The following is a 24101-nucleotide window of genomic DNA, read 5'->3' as shown; positions in this document are numbered from 1 at the left end:
CCTGAAACCTGAAACAAAAAATCACTTGACAAAAGAACGCATCATATTAGGTATTGACCCCGGAACCACAATTATGGGTTTTGGATTGATAAAAGTCATTAATAAAAAAATGGAGTTTTTGCAATTAAATGAATTGCAACTCTCTAAATATGACAATCATTACCAAAAACTAAAAATCATTTTTGAGCGAACTATCGAATTAATAGAAACGCACCATCCAGACGAAATAGCAATCGAAGCTCCTTTCTTTGGTAAGAACGTACAGTCTATGCTAAAATTAGGTCGCGCACAAGGCGTTGCAATGGCGGCGGGACTTTCCAGAGATATCCCAATTACGGAATACGAGCCAAAAAAGATAAAAATGGCGATTACCGGAAACGGAAATGCCAGTAAAGAACAAGTTGCTAAAATGTTACAACAACTTTTAGGCTTGAAAGAATTACCTAAAAATCTGGATTCAACAGATGGTTTGGCAGCAGCAGTTTGTCATTTCTTTAATTCCGGAAAAATCGTTGCCGGGAAAAGTTATACGGGTTGGGATGCTTTTGTAAAACAAAACGAAGACAAAATCCGTAAATGAGAAAATGTGTCAATTAGAAAATTAGATAATTCTGTAGACGACGAATAAATTATCTAATTGACACATTCTCTAATTATCTAATTAAAAATGAGCGGTATCTACATTCATATTCCATTTTGCAAGCAGGCTTGCCATTATTGCGACTTTCATTTTTCTACTTCGATGAAAAAGAAAGATGATATGGTTTTGGCTTTAGCCAAAGAAATTGTCATGCGCAAGAATGAGTTTTCAACTGAAATTATAGAAACCATTTATTTTGGTGGCGGAACACCTTCTGTTTTAACTACTGACGAAATAAATTTTCTAATAAATACAGTATACGATAATTATAACGTTGCAGATAATCCGGAAATTACTCTGGAAGCGAATCCGGATGATTTATCTACAGAACGAATTATTGAATTATCTAAAAGTCCTATAAATCGTTTAAGCATAGGGATTCAGTCTTTTTATGAAGAAGATTTGAAGATGATGAATCGCGCTCATAATTCGGCAGAAGCTATAAATTGCTTGAGAGAAGCAACTAAATACTTTGATAATATTTCACTCGATTTAATTTACGGAATTCCGGGTTTAACTGATGAAATGTGGAAACAAAATATTGAAACGGCGTTGAGTTTTGGTATTCCGCATATTTCAAGTTATGCTTTAACGGTTGAACCAAAAACAGCTTTAAAAAAATTAATCGATACCGGAAAAATTCCTGAACCACAAGACGAAGTTGCTTCGAATCATTTTATGATCCTGGTCGAAACGCTTCAAAAAAATGGCTTTATTCATTATGAATTATCGAATTTCGGGAAAGAGAATTACTTTTCTAAAAATAATTCGGCTTATTGGTTGGGGAAAAAATATATCGGGATTGGTCCTTCCGCACATAGTTACGATGGAGAAAAAAGAGGCTGGAATATTGCCAATAATTCGCTTTATATAAAAGCAATTCAAAATGATGAACTTCCTATAGAAACAGAAATCCTAACTATTTGTGATCGTTATAACGAATATATTATGACGGGATTGCGAACGATTTGGGGTGTTTCGCTAGAAAGAATTGAAACTGAATTTGGTTTGGAATATTTAAATTACCTGAAAAAACAATCTCAGAAATTTTTGAATGATGGTTTACTTTCAATCGAAAATAATATTATTAAACCTACGGCCAAAGGAAAATTTTTGACAGATGGAATTGCTTCAGACTTATTTTATCTAAATGCGGAGTAAAAAGTTTAACCGCAAGGTTCGCTAAGGTTTACGCAAAGGTCGCAATTCTGTTTTTTTTTGTAAGAATAAAATTATGTAATTTGCTTTTAAATATTACATTTGAGTTTTAATATTTATAATTAAAACTCATGTCAGAAAATGAATTATCAAGAATTGTATTTAATTGTGCTTTAAAAGTTCATCAAACTTTAGGTCCCGGACTTTTGGAAAGTGCTTATGAAGAATGTCTCTTTTATGAATTAAAAAATACTGGTTTAGAAATTGAAAAACAAAAGTCTTTACCTTTAATTTATGAAAAAGTAAAACTTGATATTGGTTATCGACTAGATATAATAATTGAAAATAAATTAATTTTGGAAATAAAGTCCGTCGATGCTTTAAATGAAATTCATTTCGCTCAACTATTGACCTATTTAAAATTAACAAATTGTAAATTAGGTTTATTAATAAACTTTAATGTAGTTTTAATAAAAAATGGAATACGTAGAGTTGTAAATAATCTTTAGTATTCATGAATAAAAATTAAAAACGCAATAATTTTAAGCAAAAAACTTTGCGGTCTTTGCGTAAACCTTAGCGAACCTTGCGGTAAAATGAAAGCAAAAATAAACAACTTCGAAATAGACTTATCAAAACCAATTGATATCTCGATTCCGTTAACGAATACAGACGAAAACCCGATTGCCTGGTATATCGAAAAACCAGTTATTGAACCGGTAGTTTTTGGCGATTGGATCGGGAAAGTTTCAGAAGGAAAATCATCGACTAATTTCAACAATATTTTCTTCAATCCGCATGGGCATGGAACTCACACGGAATGTTTGGGACATATTACGAACGATTTTTATAGTATCAACCAATCTTTGAAACAGTTTTTCTTTTACGCGAAACTAATTACGGTTGAGCCTGAAAAAATTGGTGATGATTTGGTGATTACGAAAGAAAGCATTTCGACTTCGCTCAGTGTGACAAACGCTTCGACTTCGCTCAGCAAGACAATTGAAGCTTTAATTATTAGAACACTTCCAAATCAAAAAGACAAAAAATCAAGAAAATACTCGAATACAAATCCACCTTATTTATCTGAAGAAGCTGCGGTTTTCATCCGCGAAAGCGAAATTCAACATTTATTAATCGATTTGCCAAGTGTTGACAAAGAACATGATGAAGGGAAATTATTAGCACACAAAGCATTTTGGAATGTGAAAGACACTTTAAATCTAAATCCTGATGCAAGATTAAACGCTACAATTACCGAAATGATTTATGCTCCAGCTGAAATCGAAGATGGTGAATATATACTAAATCTTCAAATCGCTTCGTTTGAAAATGATGCAAGCCCTAGTAAACCAATATTATACAAAATTGTAGATTTTAGAGGGTAGATTTTAGATTTACTGAATACTTAAAACTGAGACTGAATACTATGATTAATGTTTCGACTGATAAAACTAAACTTGACATTCCGTTTATACAAAACTTTTTAAAAGATATTTATTGGGCTGCAGGAAGAACTATTGAAGAAGTTCAGACTACAATTGACGCTTCTGTTTGTTTTGGAATTTACCTGAACGACAAACAAATTGGGTTTGCAAGAGTAATTACCGATTATGTCGTTTTTGGTTACGTGATGGATGTTTTTATCACAGAAGAACATCGCGGAAAAGGATATTCATCTATTTTAATTGAAAATATGATGAACGAACCCATTCTCAAAAATATTCAAATATGGAGATTAGCTACAACTGATGCTCATTTTTTATATCGTAAATTTGGTTTTACAGCATTAGAACATCCTGAAAAATTAATGGAGAAAAAACTATAATGAAAACAATTATTAAACTCGAAGAATTAAGCTTATTCATTTTGGGAATCTATTTATTCAATCGTTTAAATTTTGATTGGTGGTGGTGTCCTCTTTTAATTTTGGCACCGGATTTCTCAATGTTGGGATATTTATTTGGAAATAAAAGCGGTGCATTTTTTTATAACGTATTTCATCATAAAGCAATTGCACTTTTAATTTATGCTTTAGGATGTTATTTAAGTATTGAAAGTATACAATTAGCCGGAATTATTTTATTTTCACATTCGGCAATGGATCGGATTTTTGGCTACGGTTTAAAATATGAAAAAGGTTTTAAGTATACTCATTTAGGCGAAATTGGTAAATAGAAAATGATATGAATCTAGAAACGTATTACGAATATTGTCTTTCGAAAAAAGGCGTTAGCGAACATTTTCCTTTTGATGAAGACACATTGGTTTTTAAAGTTGGAGGAAAAATGTTTGCATTATCTTCCTTATCTCAATGGGAGAAAAATGAACCATCTGTAAATTTAAAGTGCGATCCGGAACGCGCACAGGAACTAAGGGCAGAATATGATGAGATAAAACCAGGGTTTCATATGAGTAAGGTACATTGGAATACGATTGCACTAAACGGGAATTTATCGACTGCTTTTGTAAAAGAATTGATCGATCATTCGTATGAATTGGTTTTCAAAAGTTTGACAAAGAAAATTCAGAATGAAATTATTGAATTAGAAAATTAGGCATTACATTTGCAACAAATCATATAACTGAACAACTCAATTAATTTGCAACTTAGCAACTTATAGAACATGAAAGAACAATTTAAAAAATTTCTGAACGAAGAACAAGATCCAAAAGCGATTGAAAAAATCACTTCGAAACTCAATGATTTATTGATGAAAAACGAAGAAATTGGTTATATCGCGGTTCAAAAAAAACCAGCAATTACTGTTTTTCCAGATAGTATTATCTTAACCAACAAACGTATCATTATTTGTAAACCTAAAAACTTAGGTCTTTCAATGGATTTTACAGATTATACGTGGGATGATATTACGAGCACTTTTGTAAAAGAGAATATTTTGGGTTCTGAATTTTCTTTTGGAACTACAACTGACCTTACTATTTCGATAGATTATATTCCGAAAACGCAGGCAAGAAAAATTTATACATATGCTAAAGAACAATTAGATTTAATTAAAAATCCTATTGTTGCTGAAACTCCGGTTGCAGAACCAGTTCAAACTATTCAGCCAGAAGATGATTTTGAAGAAGAAGTTGAAGAGGTTGAAACTGAAGAAGTAACGAATTATGCAGAAATTATACCTGCTACAACTCCTTACGAAACTTTTGAACCTATTCAACAAGCTCAACCTTCAACAGGAGATCGTAAATTAAGTGAATTATCTAAAGAAGAACTTTTTGATAAATTACAAAACTACAAAAAATTGCTTGATAACGGATTAATCATGCAAGGCGAATATGACGCTTACAAAAAAGAAATATTGAGTTATATGTAATTTAGTCTGAAAGTCTAAAGTCATAAAGTCTTAACGTTTTCGATGACAAAATAAAAAAAGCCAGAATAGAATTTTCTATTTCTGGCTTTCTCATTTCTATTCTTTTTGACTTTCGACCTTCGTGCTTTAAGACTTAAAGAGTCGCTTTTTGTTTTTCTACAAAACTATGTGCCTGAAGTTCTAATAATTCTGTTGCTTTCTTTCGTTGCAGATCGTATAGATTTTTATCTTCGGCAATATCAGCATATACTTTATCATGCATTGATGCACTGGTTTTCACCAATAATTCACGTTGGTATTTGTTCTGGGTTAAAGTTGCCTTCATCGCAGTTTCGGCTTCTTCCTGCTTGAAATCAAATTCCCCTTTTGGAGCCAATAGTTTTGCAATAATTGGAGAAGTTTCGATTGCCAAAAACAACAACATTATAAAAAATGACGGCAGCCAAGGCAATTTATCTAATGCATTTATACGCGCCATCAATCCATCAAATCCTTCGATAATAGGTTGGGTTTGTGTTACTTTTTTATCTAAATCGGCTTGTAATTTTTGACCTGCTTTTTCTTTTTCAGCGATTTTAGCTTCGTTTGTCGTTTTTAAAGTTGCCAATTCTTGTAAAGATGCATCGTGTTTCTCGCGTTTCTCTTTATAAACCGGACCTTTACCCAGTTTTTTAGTTCCTGTAGTTCCTTCGGCTTCTGTAATATAAGTTGAGTAAAGAGCATTTACTTCTTTTTCTTTCTTAAGGATATCAGCTTTTAAAGCGGCAATCTCTGCTTTATTTTTATCTAAATCTGATTTGAAATAATTGCCAACTTGCTTTTTATTCGCCAATTCCATTTCGTTTTTCTCTTTCAATAAAACGGTATTGATTTCTTTTTCGAAAATTTTAATTTCTAAAGGTTTCGAAATTACAATTGCAATAATAACCGCCAACATAATACGAGGCGTTGCTTGTAGAAATTCATCAAAAAAACGATCTCTTTTTTTGATTGTAGAAACAATAAATCGGTCCAGGTTAAAAATAAGTAAACTCCATACAAACCCAAAAATTAAAGCGGGATAAATAGAGTCAAAAACAGTAAAAAGTGCATAAGCACTGGCAAGGAAAGCCATAACTGCGGTAAAAAAAACGGTGGCGCCAATACCTACATATTTGGTTTGCTCGCCTTCTGAGCAGCCTTCGAGTAAATCCCGATCTGCCCCGGAACATACGATAAAAAATTGTTTTAACATGATTGATGATTTTTGATTGTGATTGATAGGGCAAATTTAGCGCCAAAAATTTAATTCTGAGGTAAATAGTTGATTTGTTTTTAGTTGCGGCTTATAAAAATTCTTTTTTCATTAAACGTTATTTAAACATTAATCAATTTTAAATATAAAAGAGGAATCATAACACTATGTTAATTTTTTCTAACGGCTTTAGTAACATTAAGGTTCTAGTTTCGCAGGAAATCAAATTAAAACACAATGAAAAAAATTTATTTAGTAGTAACATTCATGCTATTAGCCTTTTCGGGTTATGCTCAAAAAGCCATAATTTCAGGAAAAGTATTAGATATTGACGACAAACTTCCGCTACCGGGAGCGATGATTCAAATAGTAGGTGAAAATAAATACACGGTTTCAGATTACAATGGTCGTTTTGAATTACTTAATATTAATGTTGGAACTTATAAAGTAGAAGTAAAATATATAGGATATACTGCCATAACTCATGAAATTACAGTTGAGCAAGGCAAAAACAATGTACTGGATTTTAGCCTTAAAACTTCAGGAACAGAGCTGAACGAAGTAGTTGTTGGAGACATTCTAAAAGGTCAGGCGAAAGCTTTGAATCAACAAAAAAACAGCAAAAATATTGGAAACATAATTTCATCTGATCAAATGGGACGTTTTCCGGATGCCAATGTTGGAGACGCCTTAAAACGTGTTCCGGGTATCACGATGCAAAACGATCAGGGTGAAGCCCGTAACATTATTATTAGAGGTTTGGCTCCATCTTTAAACTCAGTAACTTTAAATGGTGACAGAATCCCTTCTGCAGAGGGAGATAATAGAAACGTACAAATGGATTTGATTCCGTCTGATATGATTTCTACCATCGAAGTCAACAAAACCTTAACCTCAGACATGGATGCTGATGCGATTGGAGGTTCTGTAAACTTAGTTACAAGAGCGACGCCAAATGGTGAAAGAATTTCAGCAACTCTTGCTGGCGGTTATATGCCAATTCGCGAACACGCTACCTATACTGCAGGTTTAGTTTACGGAAATCGCTTTTTAGACAATAAACTTGGCGCCGTTTTTAGCGGATCGTATAATAATGTAGATTACGGATCTGATAATATCGAAAACGAATGGGTAAAAGATGAATTTGGAAATGAATATCTGCAAGCTTCAGAAATTAGAAAATACGATGTACAGCGTATTCGCCGTAGCGGATCTGTAGCGTTAGACTATAAATTTGACGAAAACAACACCATTTTTGCCAACGCTATTTACAACTGGAGAGACGATAGAGAAAACCGTTTCAGAACCACTTATGATGATATCGAACCTATTTATAACGGGGAACAAATTACAGGCTTTGAAGGTCGTGTAAAACGTCAGACAAAAGGCGGAGTTGATAATAATCGTAATAAAAACAGAAGATTAGAAGATCAGCGTGTTCAGAATTATTCGATTCGCGGAGAACATTTAATCAACTCTAAACTAGATTTAGACTGGTCTGCTAATTATGCAAAAGCCAGAGAATATCGTCCGCAGGAACGTTATATCGAATACCGTCAGAAAGGACTGGAAATGACCGAAGATTTATCTGATATCAGATTTCCTTTAATGACAACAACCGGAGAATCTACAGATGAATTCAAATTTGATTCGGTTACCGAAAATACAGATGAAACGAGCGAAAGTGAATTTGGAGCAAAAGTTAATATCCGTTTTCCATTTACTATTATTCCTTCTGAAAAAGGAAGATTAAGAACCGGACTTAGACTTCGATTGAAAGAAAAAGAAAGAAATAACAGCTTCTATTCTTACGAGCCAATCAACGACGGAATGGAATTATTATCTGAAGTTCCTAACAGTTATTATGACGGGAAAAACTTTAATCCGGGAAGTAAATATGTTCCGGGAAGTTTTGCTTCGGCAAACTTTTTAGGAAGTTTAGATTTAAATAATGCTGCATTATTTGATAAATCATCAGATCCTGCAGAATTTTTAGCCGTAAATTATAATGCTAAAGAAAGAATCTCTGCTGCTTACGTAAGATGGGATCAGGATTTTAATGACAAACTTTCTATGGTTTTGGGTTTTCGTGTAGAAAATACTCATATTGATTACACCGGAAATCGCGTTTTAGATGAAGAAGAATTAGAGAGCGAGATCAACACGACAAATTCATATACTAATTTATTGCCTAGTATTTCGTTTCAATATAATGCTACAAAAGATTTAGTTTTAAGAGCTGCTGTTACGACTGCATTGGCAAGACCAAATTATTATGCATTGGCTCCTTACGTAAATAACATTGCTGCTGATAAAGAAATTACAGCCGGAAATCCGGATCTTGATGCAACCTACTCTTACAATTATGATTTCATGGCCGAAAACTATTTTAAATCTGTTGGTTTGATTTCTGGAGGGGTTTTCTATAAAAGATTAGATAATTTCATTTACAATTATAGCGATAATCAATATACAGATGCAAAATTTGCCGCTGATTTCCCTAATCAGGTAAACCCAATTCCAGCTGGAGAAAACTGGTCATTCCTGCAATCCAGAAACGGAGATACAGTTGATGTTTATGGTTTTGAAGTTGCGTTTCAACGTCAGTTAGATTTTCTTCCTGGTAAATTTCTGAAAGGATTTGGTATCTATTTGAACTATACTTACACAAAATCTAAAGCAAAAGGAATTGCCGACGACGACGGAAACGAAAGAAATAACATTAGTCTTCCGGGAACAACTCCGCATATGTTTAATGGATCTTTATCGTGGGAGAACAAACGTTTTTCTGCCAGAGTTTCAACTAATTTCACTTCAGATTATTTAGATGAATTAGGTTCAGAATCTTACAAGGACAGTTATTACGATAAACAATTTTTCTTAGATGCAAATGCTTCTTACAAAATTACAAAAAAACTTCGCGTTTTTGCCGAAGCCAATAACTTAACAAATCAGCCATTACGCTATTACCAAGGTGTTGAAGCACATACTAAACAAGCAGAATACTATCAGGCACGATACAATTTTGGTCTGAAACTTGACTTGTAATAATACATTTATAAAATTCTTAAATTAGACAGAACTTAGCGGTTCTGTCTAATTTTATTAAAATGAAATCTATAATGAAAAATAAATCTATAATAGCTTTTTTACTTTTAAGTACTTTATTCATAGCTTGTAAAGATGATAAACTAGCACCAGTTGCTGCAAATGCAGTAAAACCAACAATTGTTACTGAAGCTTTACCTCACGATACAGATGATCCGTCGATATGGATTCATCCAACAGATTCTTCTAAAAGTATTGTTGTGGGAACAGATAAAGATACAGACGGAGCATTATATGCTTTTGACTTAAAAGGAAAGATCGTTGCAAAATCTGAAGTTTTAAAACGCCCAAACAATGTTGATATCGCTTACGGTTTACTAATCGACGGAAAAAAAGTTGACGTTGCCGTTACGACAGAACGTGAATCGAATAAAATAAGAATTTTTAGTTTACCTGATTTAAAAGCAATTGACAACGGCGGAATTGCTGTTTTTGAAGGTGAAGAATTACGCGACCCAATGGGAATTGCTTTGTACACTCGAAAAAGTGATGGAAAAATCTTTGCTATTGTAGGTAGAAAATCAGGACCATCAGGAAGCTATTTATGGCAATACGAACTTTCAGGAAACGGCAAATTTGCCTCAGCAAAAGTGGTTAGAAAGTTTGGCGCTTACAGCGGAAAAAAAGAAATCGAAGCCATTGCAGTTGACAACGAGTTAGGAACTGTTTTATATTGTGACGAACAATTCGGAATTAGAAAATACAAAGCCGATCCTGCTTTAAATGATAATAAAGAAATGGCTCTTTTTGGAAAAACAGGTTTCAAAGCCGATAATGAAGGAATTGCAATCTACAAAAAAACAGATTCTACCGGTTATATTTTAGTATCTAACCAACAAGCCAATACTTTTATGGTTTATCCTAGAGAAGGCTCAAAGGGCAATCCAAACGATTATCCTTTATTGGCAGAAATTCCAACATCGACTATTGAATGTGATGGTGCAGATGTTACCAGTGTAAATTTAGGCGGAAATTTTAAAAACGGACTTTTCGTAGCCATGAGCAACGGAATGACGTTTCATTATTATGCCTGGGATTTAATCCAGAAACGTATCGACGATAAGAAATAGTTGCTTTTTTGTTTCAGGTTTCAAGTTTTAGTTTGAACTTGAAACTTGAAACCTGGAACAAAAAACTTAAAACAAAAAAGCTGTTCATCACTGAACAGCTTTTTTTAGTTTGAATTAGTAATCTTCCTTATTCTGTAATCGGTGCTCCGGCTAAAATTTCAGCGTTTGCAAACTCTTCAAATTTGGCGAAATTAGCTTTGAATTTCTGAGCCAATTCGATTGCTTTTTTATCGTATAAATCTTTGTCTTCCCAAGTATTTCTAGGATTTAAAATTTCGGTTGGAACATTTGGGCAAGATTGTGGTTTTGCGATTCCAAATACTGCATGATTTTTATATTCTACATTATCCAATTCTCCGTTTAACGCAGCGGTAATCATGGCACGAGTATATTTTAGTTTCATACGAGTTCCTGTTCCGTATGCTCCGCCTGTCCAACCTGTATTGATTAACCAAACTTTTACGTCTGCGTCTTTCATTTTTTTCGTTAGCATTTCGGCATAACGTGTTGGGTGTAATGGCATAAATGGTGCTCCAAAACAAGCTGAGAAATTAGGTTGTGGTTCTGTAACTCCTGCTTCTGTTCCTGCAACTTTAGCAGTATATCCTGAGATAAAATGGTAAGCTGCCTGACCCGGAGTTAGTTTTGAGATTGGAGGCAAAATTCCGAAAGAATCTGCCGTTAAGAAAAATATATTTTTAGGATTATGACCAATAGAACCTGGTTGAATATTATCGATGTGTGTTATTGGATAACTTACACGCGTATTTTGAGTGATTGAAACATCATCATAGTCAACTTCGTTTGTTCCTGCTTTGAAAACCACATTTTCTAAAAGTGCTCCTTTTTTGATTGCTCTAAAAATGTCCGGTTCATTCTCTTCAGTCAAATTAATCACCTTTGCATAACAACCACCTTCAAAGTTAAAAACTGTATTTTCTGCTGTCCAACCGTGCTCATCATCTCCAATTAATTTACGTGCAGGATCTGCTGATAAAGTTGTTTTTCCGGTTCCTGATAATCCAAAGAAAATCGCAGTATCTCCGGCTTCACCAACATTGGCACTACAATGCATTGGTAAAGTATTTTTGAAAACCGGTAAGATGAAATTTAAAGCCGAGAAAATTCCTTTTTTCATTTCTCCTGTATAACCCGTTCCTCCAATAAGTGCAACTTTTTTAGTAAAATCTAAAATCGCAAAATTAGACTGACGTGTTCCGTCTACAGCAGGATCTGCCATAAAACTAGGTATACAAATTACAGTCCATTCCGGAGTAAAGTTGGCTAATTCAGATTCTTCGGGTCTTAAAAACATATTGTAGCAAAACAAATTAGACCATGCAGTTTCTGTAACAACGCGAACATTTAATCTATAATTGTCATCAGAACAAACATAAGAATCACGAACAAAAACTTCTTTATTTGATAAAAACTGAGTTACCTTATTGTATAGTTTATCAAAAGCTTCTGATGAAAACGGAATATTTACATTCCCCCACCAAACTTTGTCTTCTGTAATACTGTCTTTTACAATAAAACGATCTTGAGGAGAACGTCCTGTAAATTCGCCTGTATTAATTGCCAATGCGCCTGTAGAGTTCTCAACACCTTGGCCTGTTTGCAAAGTGATCGCATGCAATTCATCAGCAGATAATTGGTAGCGAACTTTTGCATTTTCAATTCCTAATTCATTTAACGAAATCGATTGCGTGAAAACTGTGTGACTGTCCATAAATTTTTAGTTGTGTGTGATATTGATTTAAAAAGCAAAATTATAAATTTATTATCAAACCTTTAAAATATTTAAATTTCACTTTTATTTATATCAATAAAGTAAAATTTGATCTTAAAATTCAATAAAGTAAAAAATAACAGCTTCTAATTTGTTTTCTTATAATCCACTAAATGAATTTGTTATATAATTTACGTATTAAAGTAAAAAACAAGATAAATTCACATAAATAAGATTATATGTTATTTATGAGACAAAATTAAAGATTAATTTTTAGATAGAATTTTTTATTCGGGATTTTATGATTTTCTCCTCAAAATAGTAACAAATAATACCGCCCAAGCAATAATTAATAGAAAACCTCCCAAAGGAGTTGCGAATACGATAATTTTAAAATCAAAAACTGTAAGACTTTTTGTCGCTAATAAATAGATCGAACCGCTAAAAAGTAATACACCGGCAACAACTAGATTATAGATTGTTTTTAAGGTTTTTTCAGCTATATCTTTTCTGGTCGATAGAAACAGTAAAAACAAAGCATGATACATTTGGTAACGAACCCCAACTTCAAAAGTATTCAATTCGTCTACAGATAAATATTTTTTTAGTAAATGTGCACCAAAAGCCCCCAAAATGATGGCTAACATCCCAATAAAAGCTCCTGCTAATACAATTCTTCTTTTCATATTTTCTATACTTTTTTATTCTCCAACAAAAATACTTCAATACATTTTAAAAAGCATTTTAGATTTCTAAAATCTTTTCCAGAAATCGATTTTCACTACAATTTGGCTTCAAAATAAAAAATAATGTATTTTTTAGAAATTTAAATTGTTACATATTTAACAATTTAATATATTTGTGTTATATATTTAAAAACATGAGAAGTATTTTAATCATTGGAGCCGGGAGATCTGCATCGTCGCTGATACGTTATTTATTATCAAAATCAGAAAGCGAAAACCTACATCTTGTTGTAGCTGACTTGTCTTTGGCATTAGCCGAAAAAAAGACACAGAATCACCCCAATGCAACTCCAATTGCCTTAAATATTTTTGAAACTGATGAAAGAAAAGCTGCTATAGAAAAAGCGTCTATCGTGATCTCGATGCTACCTGCTCATTTACATATCGAAATTGCCAAAGATTGCCTTGAATTTAAAAAACACCTTGTTACAGCATCTTATATAAGTGATGCTATGCAAGCCTTAGATGAAGAGGCCAAGAAAAATAATTTGATTTTCATGAACGAAATTGGCCTTGATCCCGGAATCGATCATATGAGTGCCATGAAAGTTATTGACGAGATTAGAGCAAAAGGAGGCAATATGTTGCTTTTTGAATCATTTTGCGGAGGATTAGTCGCTCCGGAATGCGATAATAATTTATGGAATTACAAATTTACCTGGGCTCCCAGAAATGTAGTTCTGGCGGGACAAGGAGGCGCAGCAAAATTTATTCAGGAAGGTACTTACAAATATATCCCATACGGAACTGTATTTCGTAGAACCGAATTTCTGGAAGTTGAAGGTTACGGAAAATTCGAAGCATATTCTAATAGAGACTCACTCAAATACAGATCGATTTACGGTTTAGATGATATCCTGACGTTATATCGAGGAACAATTAGAAGAGTAGGTTACTCGAAAGCATGGAATATGTTTGTGCAATTAGGTATGACTGATGATAGTTACATCATGGAAGGTTCAGAAAACATGAGTTACCGTGAGTTCGTGAATTCTTTTTTGCCATATCATCCAACGGATTCTGTAGAAATTAAAACGAGATTGATTTTAAAAATTGATCAGGACGACATTATGTGGGATAAACTTCTGGAATTGGATTTATTTAATCCGGACAAAAAAGTGAATTTACCAAATGCAACTCCTGCTCAAATATTAGAGAAAATATTATCAGACAGTTGGACTCTGGAACCCAACGATAAAGATATGATTGTTATGTATCACAAATTTGGATACGAACTAAATGGCAAAAAACAGCAAATAGATTCAAAAATGGTTTGCACTGGCGACGATCAAACGTATACTGCAATGGCAAAAACAGTTGGATTACCTGTTGCAATGGCAACATTATTGATTTTGAACGGAAAAATTACAACTCCCGGCGTACAGCTTCCTATAAAGAAAGAAGTATATCTACCCATTTTAAAAGAGTTAGAAGAATATGGGGTGATTTTTAACGAACAAAATATGCCCTATTTTGGATATAATCCAGACTTGTTTTAGGTTGGGATTTATTTGTTTTTTAGAATTTTTTTTTAGTTTTTTATTTTATCCGCTTCTAAATTTAGAAGCGGATTTTTTTTTTAAGTTAAGAAAGTGCAAAATTTCAAACGTGTTCAAATAAGTTCAGATATTCATGTCCAAAAGAAACCTCTGAACCTTTGCCACTTTGAACCTTTGAACCTTCAAAAAAACCTATTTTTCTGCCTGAAGCGTAATTGGCAAGCTGTACATTACTCGAACAGTTTTTCCTCTTTGAGTAGCAGCAGTCCATTTGGGAGAAAGTTTTAAAACGCGAATTGCCTCGTCACCTATTCCGTAACCGGGATCTTTTATCGTAATGATATCTGACAAGCTTCCATCTTTTTCAATGATAAACTGAATATATGCTTTTCCTTCTATTTTATTTTTGCCAACTGCTGCGGGCATTTTAAAATTTGTACCAATAAATTTATAGAACTCATTCATGCCACCCGGAAACTCAGGCAATTTTTCGACATCTTTTAATACATAAAGATCATTTTCTTTTACATCGGCTTTATTAGAGACTTTTTGAGCCATTGCATTTGTACTAAAAACAAACAATAGTAAAGCATAAACTACACCTACAGAAAATACTTTTAGAACAATTTTAACTGGAGATTCTTTTTTGGTCATCATAAGTAAACGTTTTTTAGTTATTAAATAATTGATATTACTCGCCAGAGCAATCGTATTTTTATTTGAAACAAAATCTAATAATAGAGCTTGATAACTCTTAACAGAACCAAACTGTTTATTTACAGCTTCATCAGCCAGAAATTCATGATTAAGTTTAATGGCTTTTTTGTAAAGCAAAAGCATTGGATTAAACCAAAAAGCAATTTGTAAAACTTCTATAAAAAGAATATCCAAGGTATGTTTTTGTTGTAAATGCGCTTTTTCATGTGCAATTAATTCAGATGGAATTTTACCGTTTTCGAACTCTTTTTCATTTATAAAAATTGATTTCCAAAAAGAATGAGGTAAAATAGCTTCTTCAACTAAAACTATTTTTTCTCCTTTAATAAATTGAATTTCACTATTTTTTGTTTTCTTATAAAATGAAAACAAGCCGTAAAGAAACCTTGTCGTTAAAAATAAAATTCCAAAAGCATACACTATTGTAATTAAAACCATCAAAAAATCATTAAACGAAATTGCTGATAGATTTTCATTGCTTTTCCGGATGACTAATTCGTTCAATTGAATCAATCCTATTTTATTGGACAAAGTTGTTTGGAACGAAATAATTTGCAGCGGAATCACAAAACTAAAAACCAAACTCGCTAACAAATAAGCACGATTAAAACGAAACATTTTTTCGTTTTCTAACCACATTTTATATACTGCATAAAAAATTAAAAGCAGTATTCCTGATTTTAAAAGATAGAGTATCATTTTTTCTTTTTTTGAATTTCTGAATCAATTATTTTTCTAAGTTCTTCTAATTCTGAAGTGGTTAAATTAGTTTCTTTCGTAAAAAAGGAAGCAAATTGTGATGCCGAATTATTAAAAAAACTGCTGATTAATCCGTTTACGTGTTTCGAAAAATAAACAGTTTTTTCGACCAAAGGATAATATTCTCTCGAATTTCCGAATTCGTTATAAGCTACAAATTTCTTATCGATCATTCGTTTCAAAAGCGTGGCAACAGTTGTTGTTGCCGGTTTCGGTTCCGGATATGCTTCGAGTAAATCTTTCATAAAAGCTTTTTCAAGCTTCCAAAGATGTTCCATTAATTGTTCTTCTGAGTTTGATAGTTGCATGTTTTTATTTTTAAGGTGCTAAGGTTCTGAGATTCTAAGTTGCTGAGTTTTTTTTATGATTAAGAACAATCTATATTCTATATTCTATATTCTATATTCTATATTCTATATTCTATATTCTATATTCTAAAAAAAGTAAACTACTGTATTTCTTCTTCTGAAATTAAATCGCCATTTTTATAGTTCTTGATTTCTGTTAGTTTTCCTTTATCAGAGTAAAATTTCCAGACTCCAAAATAAAACCAATGTGTTTCGACTGCATCGACTTCGATCTTTGTTTTTCCTTTTGATTGTAGTTTTCCGTTTTCATAATAATATTTTACGATGCAGATTCCGTTTTTGTATTTTTCGGTTTTGTAGATTTTTCCGTTAATGTAGGATTTCCATTTTTTTATGGGTTGATCGCTTTTGTAATATTCTAATGATTTGTATGTAATACTATCCTGTTGGTAATTATCAATCCAAAGACCTTCTTTCTTTTTATCAATTTTTTGATTGATGGGTTTGCTTTTACAACTTAAAAGCATGATTCCGCAAAAAAACAGCAAAAGAAGGTTTTTCATATTTTTCGAATTAACTCTACAATTATAGATGTTGCTCTACAAATGTAGAGTTATTTTTTTAATAACCAAAAAAAAGTTACTAAGATTCTAAGTTGCTGAGGTTCTGAGGTTTCTTTTTTTCAGGTTCAAAGGTGCAGAGATACAAAGGGACAAAGGTTTTGAATAGGCTTCAGCTTTAACTGGGGTTTAGAATTAATGCGAAGCAAATGGCTTTAGCCGATTTTTTTAGGTTCAAAGGTGCAGAGATGCAAAGCGGCAAAGGTTTTCAATAGGCTCCAGCTTTAGCTGGGGTTTAGAATAAATGTTTAGGAAATGGCTTTAGCCGAATAAATACGCTTATAAAACATTAAAGAATTCGGCTAAAGCCAATTACTCTTTTCACAAAAAACTCCAGCTGAAGCTGGAGGCTATTCAATTCTAATGTAAAAAACCTTTGTCCCTTTGAACCTTTAAACGCACTAATTTGCGTCTCTACAAGAAACCTTTGAACCTTTTTTAAGCGTTAGGGATAGAGGCGGTATCTCCCGATTTAGAAAAACAAGGCTTTTTAGCCGTAGTTTTTGTTAATCGGGAATATAGCCGAAAGCCCGACCGAAGGGAACGCCCAAAAACATATTAAATTCCAAAGTTTTAATATTCTAATTAAACTCCAAATTCCAAAAAAAAATCCGCTTACTCTAAAAAGAATAAACGGATTGTATTTTATACCTAACAGGTTTTGAAAACCTGTTAGGATAATAGAATTTACTTAGAAAGCTCTACAAAATATTTGTAAAACAACGGAATAGTTTCGATTCCTTTTAAGAAATTGAAGATTCCGAAGTGCTCGTTTGGCGAGTGAATCGCGTCGCTGTCTAAACCGAAGCCCATAAGGATGGTTTTGCTTTTTAATTCTTTTTCGAACAACGCTACAATTGGAATACTTCCGCCTGAACGAACCGGAATTGCAGGAACTCCAAAAGTCTCTGTGTAAGCTTTGTTTGCTGCCTGATATCCAACGCTATCAATTGGCGTAACATAACCTTGACCACCGTGATGTGGCGTTACTTTTACAGTAACTCCAGATGGCGCAATACTTGTGAAATGTTTAGTAAAAAGCTCCGTGATTTCATGCCAATCCTGATTAGGAACCAAACGCATTGAGATTTTAGCAAAAGCTTTGCTCGCAATAACCGTTTTTGCTCCTTCGCCTTGATATCCGCCCCAGATTCCGTTCACATCTAGTGTTGGACGAATCGAGTTGCGTTCGTTGGTTACATATCCTTTTTCGCCATAAACATCGTTTAGGTCTAAGGCTTTTTTATATTTTTCTAGGCTGAAAGGCGCTTTTGCCATTTCGGCTCTTTCTTCAAGAGATAATTCCTGTACATTATCGTAAAAACCAGGAATGGTAATATGATTGTCTTCGTCATGCAAAGAAGCGATCATTTTTGCCAAAACATTTATTGGGTTTGCCACTGCTCCACCGTATAATCCTGAATGCAAATCACGATTTGGACCTGTAACTTCTACCTCTACATAACTCAAACCACGTAAACCTGTCGTGATCGACGGTTGTTGGTTAGAGATCATTCCGGTATCTGAAATTAGGATTACGTCGTTTTTCAGTTTCTCTTGGTTGCGTTCTACAAACCAAGCCAAACTTGCTGAACCTACTTCTTCTTCGCCTTCGATCATGAATTTTACGTTACAAGGCAAAGTATTGGTTTGCACCATAAGTTCAAGTGCTTTTACGTGCATGTACATTTGTCCTTTGTCATCGCATGCTCCACGAGCAAAAATTGCGCCTTCTGGGTGAATTTCTGTTTTTTTGATTACGGGTTCGAATGGTGGCGATGTCCATAATTCGATAGGATCTGGTGGTTGAACATCATAATGTCCGTAAACTAGAACTGTAGGTAAATTTGGGTCGATTATTTTCTCTCCATAAATGATTGGATACCCCGGAGTATCGCAAATTTCGACAAAATCACACCCTGCATTTGTTAAACTTTCCTTAACAGCTTCTGCAGTATCGATCACATCTTGCGAATATGCAGTGTCGGCACTTACCGACGGAATTTTCAATAATTCGATCAATTCATTGATAAACCGATCTTTATGTTGTTGAACGTATGACTTAATGTTTTCCATTTAAATTATTTTTATAGAAATTCAAAAATACAAAAAAGAGAATTAATATTTTTTTGCAAAAAATGTTTTGAAATCTAGAAGTTATGTTTATCTTTGCACCCACAATTGAGCGGATATGGTGAAATTGGTAGACATGCCAGACTTAGGATCTGGTGCCGCAAGGCGTGTAGGTTCGAGTCCTATTATCCGCACTAAAAAAGCTTCTGAGAAATCAGAAGCTTTTTTGTTTTTACAGCTATTTTTATCTTGACTTTTAAAAAACTTCTAAATCTTATAGTCAAAAAAGTATTGTAAATATTATTTCAACCAATTAACAGGATTCTTTCTATATTTGATAATTCCATATTTAAAAATTAAAAATCATGATAAGAGAAAAGGTTTATAAAGACATTAATAATACTCTAGATAAACATTCAAGATTTGAAAGCTCAGACTTTAAAATAGAGCCTAATAAGGACAAATCAAGTTCATACACTTTGCTAACTATTACATATAGTATGGAACCAAAGTATAAAATTATTTTTCAAATTCCGACTTCAAAAACTAGTGATAAAGAAGGCTATAGTGTATATTATGCTATTTCCGGAAACGTTTGTCCTGGTCCATTAGCATATGAAGAAAATTTTTCTTTTAAAGGAGATACAGGAATTTTTACACAAATTACAACTTGGCTAAACTGTATCTGGGAAGAACTCTCTTCAAACCCAATAGTAAAGAAAGTAGAATTTCAACAGCAACAGATTGAGGAAATATTTGAAAGATTTGAATCAATAAAAGATGAATATTTTTCAGAAGACGAAGCAAAAGAATTGCGTAAAAAACTTGATAAATTAGAAGAAACTCTAAAAGAACAAATTAAACAAAATCAAGATAACAAAAAGGAATTTGAAAAGCAATTTGAAAATCTTCATAATGACATTGACACTTTAAAACAAACCATACATTCATTTAAGAAAAAAGGATGGTTAAAAAGTTTTACAACTAAGGTATTCAAGTGGACAAAAGATTCTGAAAACCGCACACTACTAAAAGACGGTTATAAAGTAATTCGTGAATTTTTACCCGAAGATATAAAAAGTAATATTCCTGATTTAGAATAAAATTGAAATTCTCCTTTAGTCGAAAAGCAAAAATTTGATTATAATTGCGTAGAATGGATTAAAATCCATCCCTACAATATATTTTGTTCCTCTGGAACGCTTTATAAAATTCCGGAGGAATGATTTATTTTGTAGCAAGGGATTTCAATCCATTGAACACAACGTAACCACAATGTAGTTCTAAACCCGACAGGTTTTAAAAAACCTGTCGGGTTTAACGCAATCCTTATTTCGAATCAACCTCCAAATAAGGATCTAAAATTTCTGCAAATTCATTTAGCCAGTAAAAACCCTCTTCTATCTTGACAACTTCTAATTTTAGAGTTTCATCTTTTCTCATTATTCCTAAAGCAATTATATAATTTAGGCGTCGTATTGTCTTTGCCAGATCTTTTGCATTTACAGTTTTATTAAAAAAATCTATCAGTCTTTTTTCTTCTTCCTTCGAAAGGATTTCTGTAGTCATTGTCTTATTTTTTAGATCCGTCAAATATAATACTTTTGGGCTCATATATGAACCCAAATGAAAAATAAATCTTGTGACTTTTGAAATATGGATATTTCGGAAGAAACTTTTATTGCAAATCTTGGGATTCACGTCAGACAAATGCGTGAAAAGAAAAATATGTCCCAACAAGACTTAGCTAATGACTCAGGCATTCCTAAATCCCAAGTAGCAAGAATAGAAAGAGCAAAAGTAAATACTACTGTAAAAACTCTTGTGAAAATTGCCAATGCTTTACATGTCGAACCTAAAGAATTGTTTGATTTTCCTTTAAAATAAAAAACTTAAAAATCCATTTTCCATTAAACAACAATGATTAAAACCAAAAAATTTCATCTTACCAAAAAAGAATATTTCATCTTCCTTGTTAGACTTGAATTAAAAAGACGAGGATGGTTCTTTGCTTTTATGTGGATGTTTTCTACTTTCGTTCTTTTTACTGGAAAGAAAGATTCTTTTAGCATTTTTATTATAGTTGTTGGATTTATGTATCCTGTTCTTACGATTTATAAATATTGGAATTTTGCAAATTCAAAAGATAATAAGGTTATTTTCTACGAAAGGCAACATGAAATATTTCCAGATAGAATTATTTCTGGAATGGGAAAAATATCTAACAGTACAATTCCCATACAAAATTTTGTAAAAGTTTTCGAATTAAAAGATCTTTATCTTTTATACATTTCAAAAGGTCAAACATTATTCCTTCCAAAACGAATTTTTGAAACTCCAGAAGATGAAAATTGGTTTAGAAACGAAGTGTTTTTGAAGATAAAGAATAGATAATTTTAAATTTCGGCTAAAGCCTTTCTTTCAAAACACAAAAAAACCTCCAGTTAAAACTGAAGGCTATTCAAATTATGCACATTTTATTTAAATGAACTTATATTACTTGTATGGTTTAAATCTTCACAATTCACATTTTACTTTTCACCCAAAAGCTCTAAAACTTTATCGACATTAATTTCGCTATAATCGTTGATATAAAAACTACACGGAGGCAAATATTCTTTTGTATGTGTACTTAATACGCCAACGACTTTCATTCCAGCATTTAGTCCCGCTGTAACGCCCGAAAAAGAATCTTCGAAAACCACACAATCCGACGGAGAAACTCCAACACGTTCTGCAGATTTTAGATATACTTCGGGATTCGGTTTATGAAACGTTACGTCTTCGCTTGACATCATAGAATCCATTTTGTCAGCTATTTTTAAGGTGCTTATAATCAAATCAAGATTCGCACGTGGCGCCGATGTTGCAACAGCAGTTTTAAATCCTCGAGATTTCAACTCGCTTAAAAAGTCCAAATAATGCGGAATCGTATCGACTTTGTCTTTGTAAATTTCGCGAAACATTGCTTCTTTTTCGTCTTCAAGTTTTATAAGTTCTTCTCCAGCAATTGGGCACTTGAAGAAATGCGTCATAATATAACTATTGTGTTTTCCGTACATATGTTCTTCAAATTCTTCATTAGTATAGGGAATTTGATATTTATCGAAAAACGCCTCGAAAGCCTTCACATGATGCGGATTCGTGTGAGAAATCACTCCATCCATATCAAAAATAACACATTGCTGCTTCATTGTATTTTGTTTTTTAACGATTGCAAGATAAGTTTTTCTGCGGAGGATTTTTTATAGAATCTCGCAAAGTCGCAGAGTCGCAAAGTTTTTGTTTCACGCAGATTTAAAAAAATTTAAGCAGATAAACGCAGATAATTATTAAAATTAAATCTGCTCAATCTGCCAAATCTGCGAGAAAAAAATCCTTAAAATCTTATTAATCTGTGGCTTTAAAAATAAAAACTCTGCGACTTCGCGAGATTAAAACCGACAAAGATTGACAACAAAAACTCTGCGCGATCAACCTTTAACCTGAAACTTGAAACCTGAAACAAAAACCTTTACCCAATCCAAATTTTACTTTTAACCAAAGTCATTGTTTGTCTCAAATGCTGATTACATGCAATGAGAATAATCAAAACCACAAGACCGTAACCTACGATGGTATAAATTTCCATATCGGCCAATAAAGTTGATTGTTTGGTGATGGTTCCAAAAAGTTTTTTGAGAGCCAAAGTATTCGCATTATCTGCCGAATATCCTTTGGCCATAAAACTCTGCGCTGTTGAAGCGATTGTTTGCTGTGCTTCGGGATTATCGCCGGTTACAAATTGGCAAAGTTTCAGAAAGTGTTTTTTATTTAGAAAAACCATCGCATTCTGCATCACACAAAATCCAATTGTGCTTCCCCAAAAACGTCCGGAAACGCCAACAATTCCCGAAGAAACTGCCATTTTTGCCGGAACAGATGATGTAGTAAATAATATTAAAGGCACAAATAAAAATCCAACACCGATTCCTTGTAAAACATACGGAATGATAATATCTGACAATGCTACATCGGGCACAAAAAGAAACGTAAACCAAAAATGAAATAACGCAATAAGCGAAAAACCAATTATAAAAATGATTTTCGTCGAAACGGATTTCATGAGAAAAAAAGCGGCTAAAATTAATCCTATTACGTTTCCTAATCCGTTGATGTATTGTACTCCGGCAACTCGGGACGGATCCCAGTTCCAGATCGAGAACATTGCCGAGTGACAAAGACTGAGCGTTGCTCTACTGATATAAAAGAGAAAAAATAATAAAAATCCGATTCGGAGATTGGCGTATTTAAAGACTTCGAAATCAAAAGTGGGTCTTTTTACCAAGAGTTCTTTAAAGATGAATAACCCTCCTGTAATCAGGGCAATCATGAGCATTAAAACCATGTGCGAAGACTCGAACCAATATTTTTTTTCGGCATACACAAAAAAGTAAGCGCCACAGAGAATCGCTGTTAAAACCAATATATAACTGATCCAGTCGATTTGATACAAAGGGATTTTCTTGTTAATTCTGTGTCCGCGAAAAGTGATCAGGATCAAAAAGACGTTTAAAACCTGAAGTCCGCCTGATACATACAACATGTATTTCCAGTCGTAATGATCCAGAAACCAAACGGCAATATTCATAATAAACGGCGTTGATAATAATAACGAACCGTAGTAGAATGAAAAACCTATTATGATGGCGTTTTTAGAATTGAACTGTTCTATCAATAATTGCCTGATTGTGATTACCGGAAGCGCCATCAGGATTCCCTCGGCAACTCTTAGCAATAAAAAAAGATAAAAATTAGTAATATACGCCGATGAAATAATAGTAATCCCGATTACGGAATAGACCGCCATGAGGTAATTTTTTGCCGGAAAAAAACTCGAAAATCTACTTTCGATCAAAATCGTTGCCAGCAAAGTTCCGTAGGTAACGCACATTGCAAACTGCAAATCTTCTGGCTCAATGTCAAGAAAACTTGCCGCATAGGTTACGTTTGAAGTGTAAACTCCCAATAAAATCATGGAATGTAGCAAACAGACAAACAAAATAATAATGATTGCCCATTTGGGAACCCAAGATTTAAAAATACTTTTATCTTCCATT

The 24101-nt window shown here is 33.1% G+C and carries 24 protein-coding genes and 1 tRNA gene; 15 read left to right on the top strand and 10 right to left on the bottom strand.

Annotated features, from left to right (window positions below; translation table 11 throughout):
- The first annotated feature begins 25 nt into the window (after nucleotides 1-25).
- The 8 genes from ruvC (at nucleotide 26) to ASF10_RS01795 (ending at nucleotide 5136) form a co-directional block, all read left to right on the top strand.
- Nucleotides 26-580: a crossover junction endodeoxyribonuclease RuvC gene (gene ruvC, locus ASF10_RS01830; protein ID WP_029271706.1), complete on the top strand. Its 555-nt coding sequence runs from the start codon at nucleotides 26-28 to the stop codon at nucleotides 578-580.
- Nucleotides 581-667: 87 nt separating this feature from the next.
- The gene (gene hemW / locus ASF10_RS01825; protein WP_056244630.1) at nucleotides 668-1801 is read left to right on the top strand and encodes a radical SAM family heme chaperone HemW; all 1134 of its coding nucleotides are present in this window, start codon (nucleotides 668-670) and stop codon (nucleotides 1799-1801) included.
- A gap of 128 nt (nucleotides 1802-1929) precedes the next feature.
- A complete protein-coding gene (locus tag ASF10_RS01820) occupies nucleotides 1930-2307 on the top strand; it encodes a GxxExxY protein (protein ID WP_056244627.1) in 378 nt (125 codons plus the stop codon).
- A gap of 87 nt (nucleotides 2308-2394) precedes the next feature.
- A complete protein-coding gene (locus ASF10_RS01815; protein WP_056244624.1) occupies nucleotides 2395-3186 on the top strand; it encodes a cyclase family protein in 792 nt (263 codons plus the stop codon).
- A gap of 41 nt (nucleotides 3187-3227) precedes the next feature.
- Nucleotides 3228-3626 (top strand): GNAT family N-acetyltransferase, encoded by a 399-nt coding sequence (locus ASF10_RS01810; protein ID WP_056244621.1) that lies wholly within the window; start codon nucleotides 3228-3230, stop codon nucleotides 3624-3626.
- Nucleotides 3626-3976, top strand: coding sequence for a DUF4260 domain-containing protein (locus ASF10_RS01805; protein WP_056244618.1), 351 nt, complete (start codon nucleotides 3626-3628; stop codon nucleotides 3974-3976). Before ASF10_RS01810 ends, ASF10_RS01805 begins: the two co-directional genes overlap by 1 nt.
- Before the next feature lie 8 nt (nucleotides 3977-3984).
- Nucleotides 3985-4356 carry an MmcQ/YjbR family DNA-binding protein gene (locus tag ASF10_RS01800; protein ID WP_056189993.1) on the top strand — a complete coding sequence of 124 codons (372 nt, stop codon included), beginning with the start codon at nucleotides 3985-3987 and terminating at the stop codon, nucleotides 4354-4356.
- Nucleotides 4357-4425: 69 nt separating this feature from the next.
- Entirely contained in the window at nucleotides 4426-5136 is a 711-nt protein-coding gene (locus tag ASF10_RS01795) for a PH domain-containing protein (protein WP_056244615.1), read from the top strand.
- A gap of 133 nt (nucleotides 5137-5269) precedes the next feature.
- Here ASF10_RS01795 and ASF10_RS01790 read toward each other — a convergent pair whose 3' ends face one another.
- On the bottom strand, nucleotides 5270-6370 hold the full coding sequence (locus tag ASF10_RS01790) for a DUF4407 domain-containing protein (RefSeq protein WP_056244613.1): 1101 nt from the start codon (nucleotides 6368-6370) through the stop codon (nucleotides 5270-5272).
- A 237-nt stretch (nucleotides 6371-6607) separates the two neighbouring features.
- On the opposite strand from ASF10_RS01790, the gene ASF10_RS01785 reads away from it, so the two are divergent.
- On the top strand, nucleotides 6608-9418 hold the full coding sequence (locus tag ASF10_RS01785; RefSeq protein ID WP_056244607.1) for a TonB-dependent receptor: 2811 nt from the start codon (nucleotides 6608-6610) through the stop codon (nucleotides 9416-9418).
- Nucleotides 9419-9492: 74 nt separating this feature from the next.
- Nucleotides 9493-10548: a phytase gene (locus ASF10_RS01780; RefSeq protein ID WP_056244602.1), complete on the top strand. Its 1056-nt coding sequence runs from the start codon at nucleotides 9493-9495 to the stop codon at nucleotides 10546-10548.
- A 127-nt stretch (nucleotides 10549-10675) separates the two neighbouring features.
- Here ASF10_RS01780 and pckA read toward each other — a convergent pair whose 3' ends face one another.
- On the bottom strand, nucleotides 10676-12280 hold the full coding sequence (gene pckA / locus ASF10_RS01775) for a phosphoenolpyruvate carboxykinase (ATP) (protein WP_056244598.1): 1605 nt from the start codon (nucleotides 12278-12280) through the stop codon (nucleotides 10676-10678).
- 299 nt (nucleotides 12281-12579) lie between these two features.
- Entirely contained in the window at nucleotides 12580-12966 is a 387-nt protein-coding gene (locus ASF10_RS01770; RefSeq protein ID WP_056244595.1) for a DUF423 domain-containing protein, read from the bottom strand.
- 194 nt (nucleotides 12967-13160) lie between these two features.
- On the opposite strand from ASF10_RS01770, the gene ASF10_RS01765 reads away from it, so the two are divergent.
- Complete coding sequence (locus ASF10_RS01765) at nucleotides 13161-14525, top strand: saccharopine dehydrogenase family protein (RefSeq protein ID WP_056244591.1); 1365 nt, start codon at nucleotides 13161-13163, stop codon at nucleotides 14523-14525.
- A gap of 192 nt (nucleotides 14526-14717) precedes the next feature.
- On the opposite strand, the gene ASF10_RS01760 is transcribed toward ASF10_RS01765, so the two are convergent.
- The 4 genes from ASF10_RS01760 to ASF10_RS01745 all read right to left on the bottom strand — a co-directional run bounded on the left by ASF10_RS01760 (nucleotide 14718) and on the right by ASF10_RS01745 (nucleotide 19005).
- Nucleotides 14718-15941, bottom strand: a complete 1224-nt coding sequence (locus ASF10_RS01760; RefSeq protein ID WP_056244587.1) for a M56 family metallopeptidase — start codon at nucleotides 15939-15941, stop codon at nucleotides 14718-14720.
- A complete protein-coding gene (locus ASF10_RS01755) occupies nucleotides 15938-16309 on the bottom strand; it encodes a BlaI/MecI/CopY family transcriptional regulator (RefSeq protein WP_056244584.1) in 372 nt (123 codons plus the stop codon). The genes ASF10_RS01760 and ASF10_RS01755 overlap by 4 nt, the downstream gene beginning before the upstream one ends.
- A 140-nt stretch (nucleotides 16310-16449) precedes the next feature.
- Nucleotides 16450-16872, bottom strand: coding sequence for a hypothetical protein (locus ASF10_RS01750; RefSeq protein ID WP_056244581.1), 423 nt, complete (start codon nucleotides 16870-16872; stop codon nucleotides 16450-16452).
- Nucleotides 16873-17616: 744 nt separating this feature from the next.
- A complete protein-coding gene (locus ASF10_RS01745; RefSeq protein ID WP_056244578.1) occupies nucleotides 17617-19005 on the bottom strand; it encodes a dipeptidase in 1389 nt (462 codons plus the stop codon).
- 109 nt (nucleotides 19006-19114) lie between these two features.
- Here ASF10_RS01745 and ASF10_RS01740 point away from each other — a divergent pair.
- Together ASF10_RS01740 and ASF10_RS01735 are read left to right on the top strand one after the other, a co-directional pair.
- Nucleotides 19115-19196 (top strand) — tRNA-Leu (locus ASF10_RS01740).
- Between the two features lie 171 nt (nucleotides 19197-19367).
- On the top strand, nucleotides 19368-20105 hold the full coding sequence (locus ASF10_RS01735) for a hypothetical protein (RefSeq protein WP_131726497.1): 738 nt from the start codon (nucleotides 19368-19370) through the stop codon (nucleotides 20103-20105).
- Between the two features lie 226 nt (nucleotides 20106-20331).
- On the opposite strand, the gene ASF10_RS01730 is transcribed toward ASF10_RS01735, so the two are convergent.
- Nucleotides 20332-20571, bottom strand: a complete 240-nt coding sequence (locus tag ASF10_RS01730; protein WP_056244572.1) for a hypothetical protein — start codon at nucleotides 20569-20571, stop codon at nucleotides 20332-20334.
- An 87-nt stretch (nucleotides 20572-20658) separates the two neighbouring features.
- On the opposite strand from ASF10_RS01730, the gene ASF10_RS01725 reads away from it, so the two are divergent.
- Together ASF10_RS01725 and ASF10_RS01720 are read left to right on the top strand one after the other, a co-directional pair.
- Nucleotides 20659-20889, top strand: a complete 231-nt coding sequence (locus tag ASF10_RS01725; RefSeq protein WP_056244568.1) for a helix-turn-helix domain-containing protein — start codon at nucleotides 20659-20661, stop codon at nucleotides 20887-20889.
- A gap of 33 nt (nucleotides 20890-20922) precedes the next feature.
- Entirely contained in the window at nucleotides 20923-21396 is a 474-nt protein-coding gene (locus ASF10_RS01720) for a YcxB family protein (RefSeq protein WP_056244565.1), read from the top strand.
- Nucleotides 21397-21533: 137 nt separating this feature from the next.
- Here the strand turns inward: ASF10_RS01720 and ASF10_RS01715 are convergent, their stop codons facing one another.
- Both ASF10_RS01715 and ASF10_RS01710 read right to left on the bottom strand, forming a co-directional pair.
- Nucleotides 21534-22196: an HAD family hydrolase gene (locus ASF10_RS01715; protein ID WP_056244562.1), complete on the bottom strand. Its 663-nt coding sequence runs from the start codon at nucleotides 22194-22196 to the stop codon at nucleotides 21534-21536.
- Between the two features lie 320 nt (nucleotides 22197-22516).
- Entirely contained in the window at nucleotides 22517-24100 is a 1584-nt protein-coding gene (locus ASF10_RS01710; protein WP_056244559.1) for an MFS transporter, read from the bottom strand.
- Nucleotide 24101: the final 1 nt, after the last annotated feature.

It is taken from the genome of Flavobacterium sp. Leaf82, assembly GCF_001422725.1.
In the GTDB taxonomy this organism is placed as follows: domain Bacteria; phylum Bacteroidota; class Bacteroidia; order Flavobacteriales; family Flavobacteriaceae; genus Flavobacterium.
The sequence above is the reverse complement of the archived record's forward strand: the minus strand, read 5'-3'. Positions and strand labels throughout refer to the sequence as shown.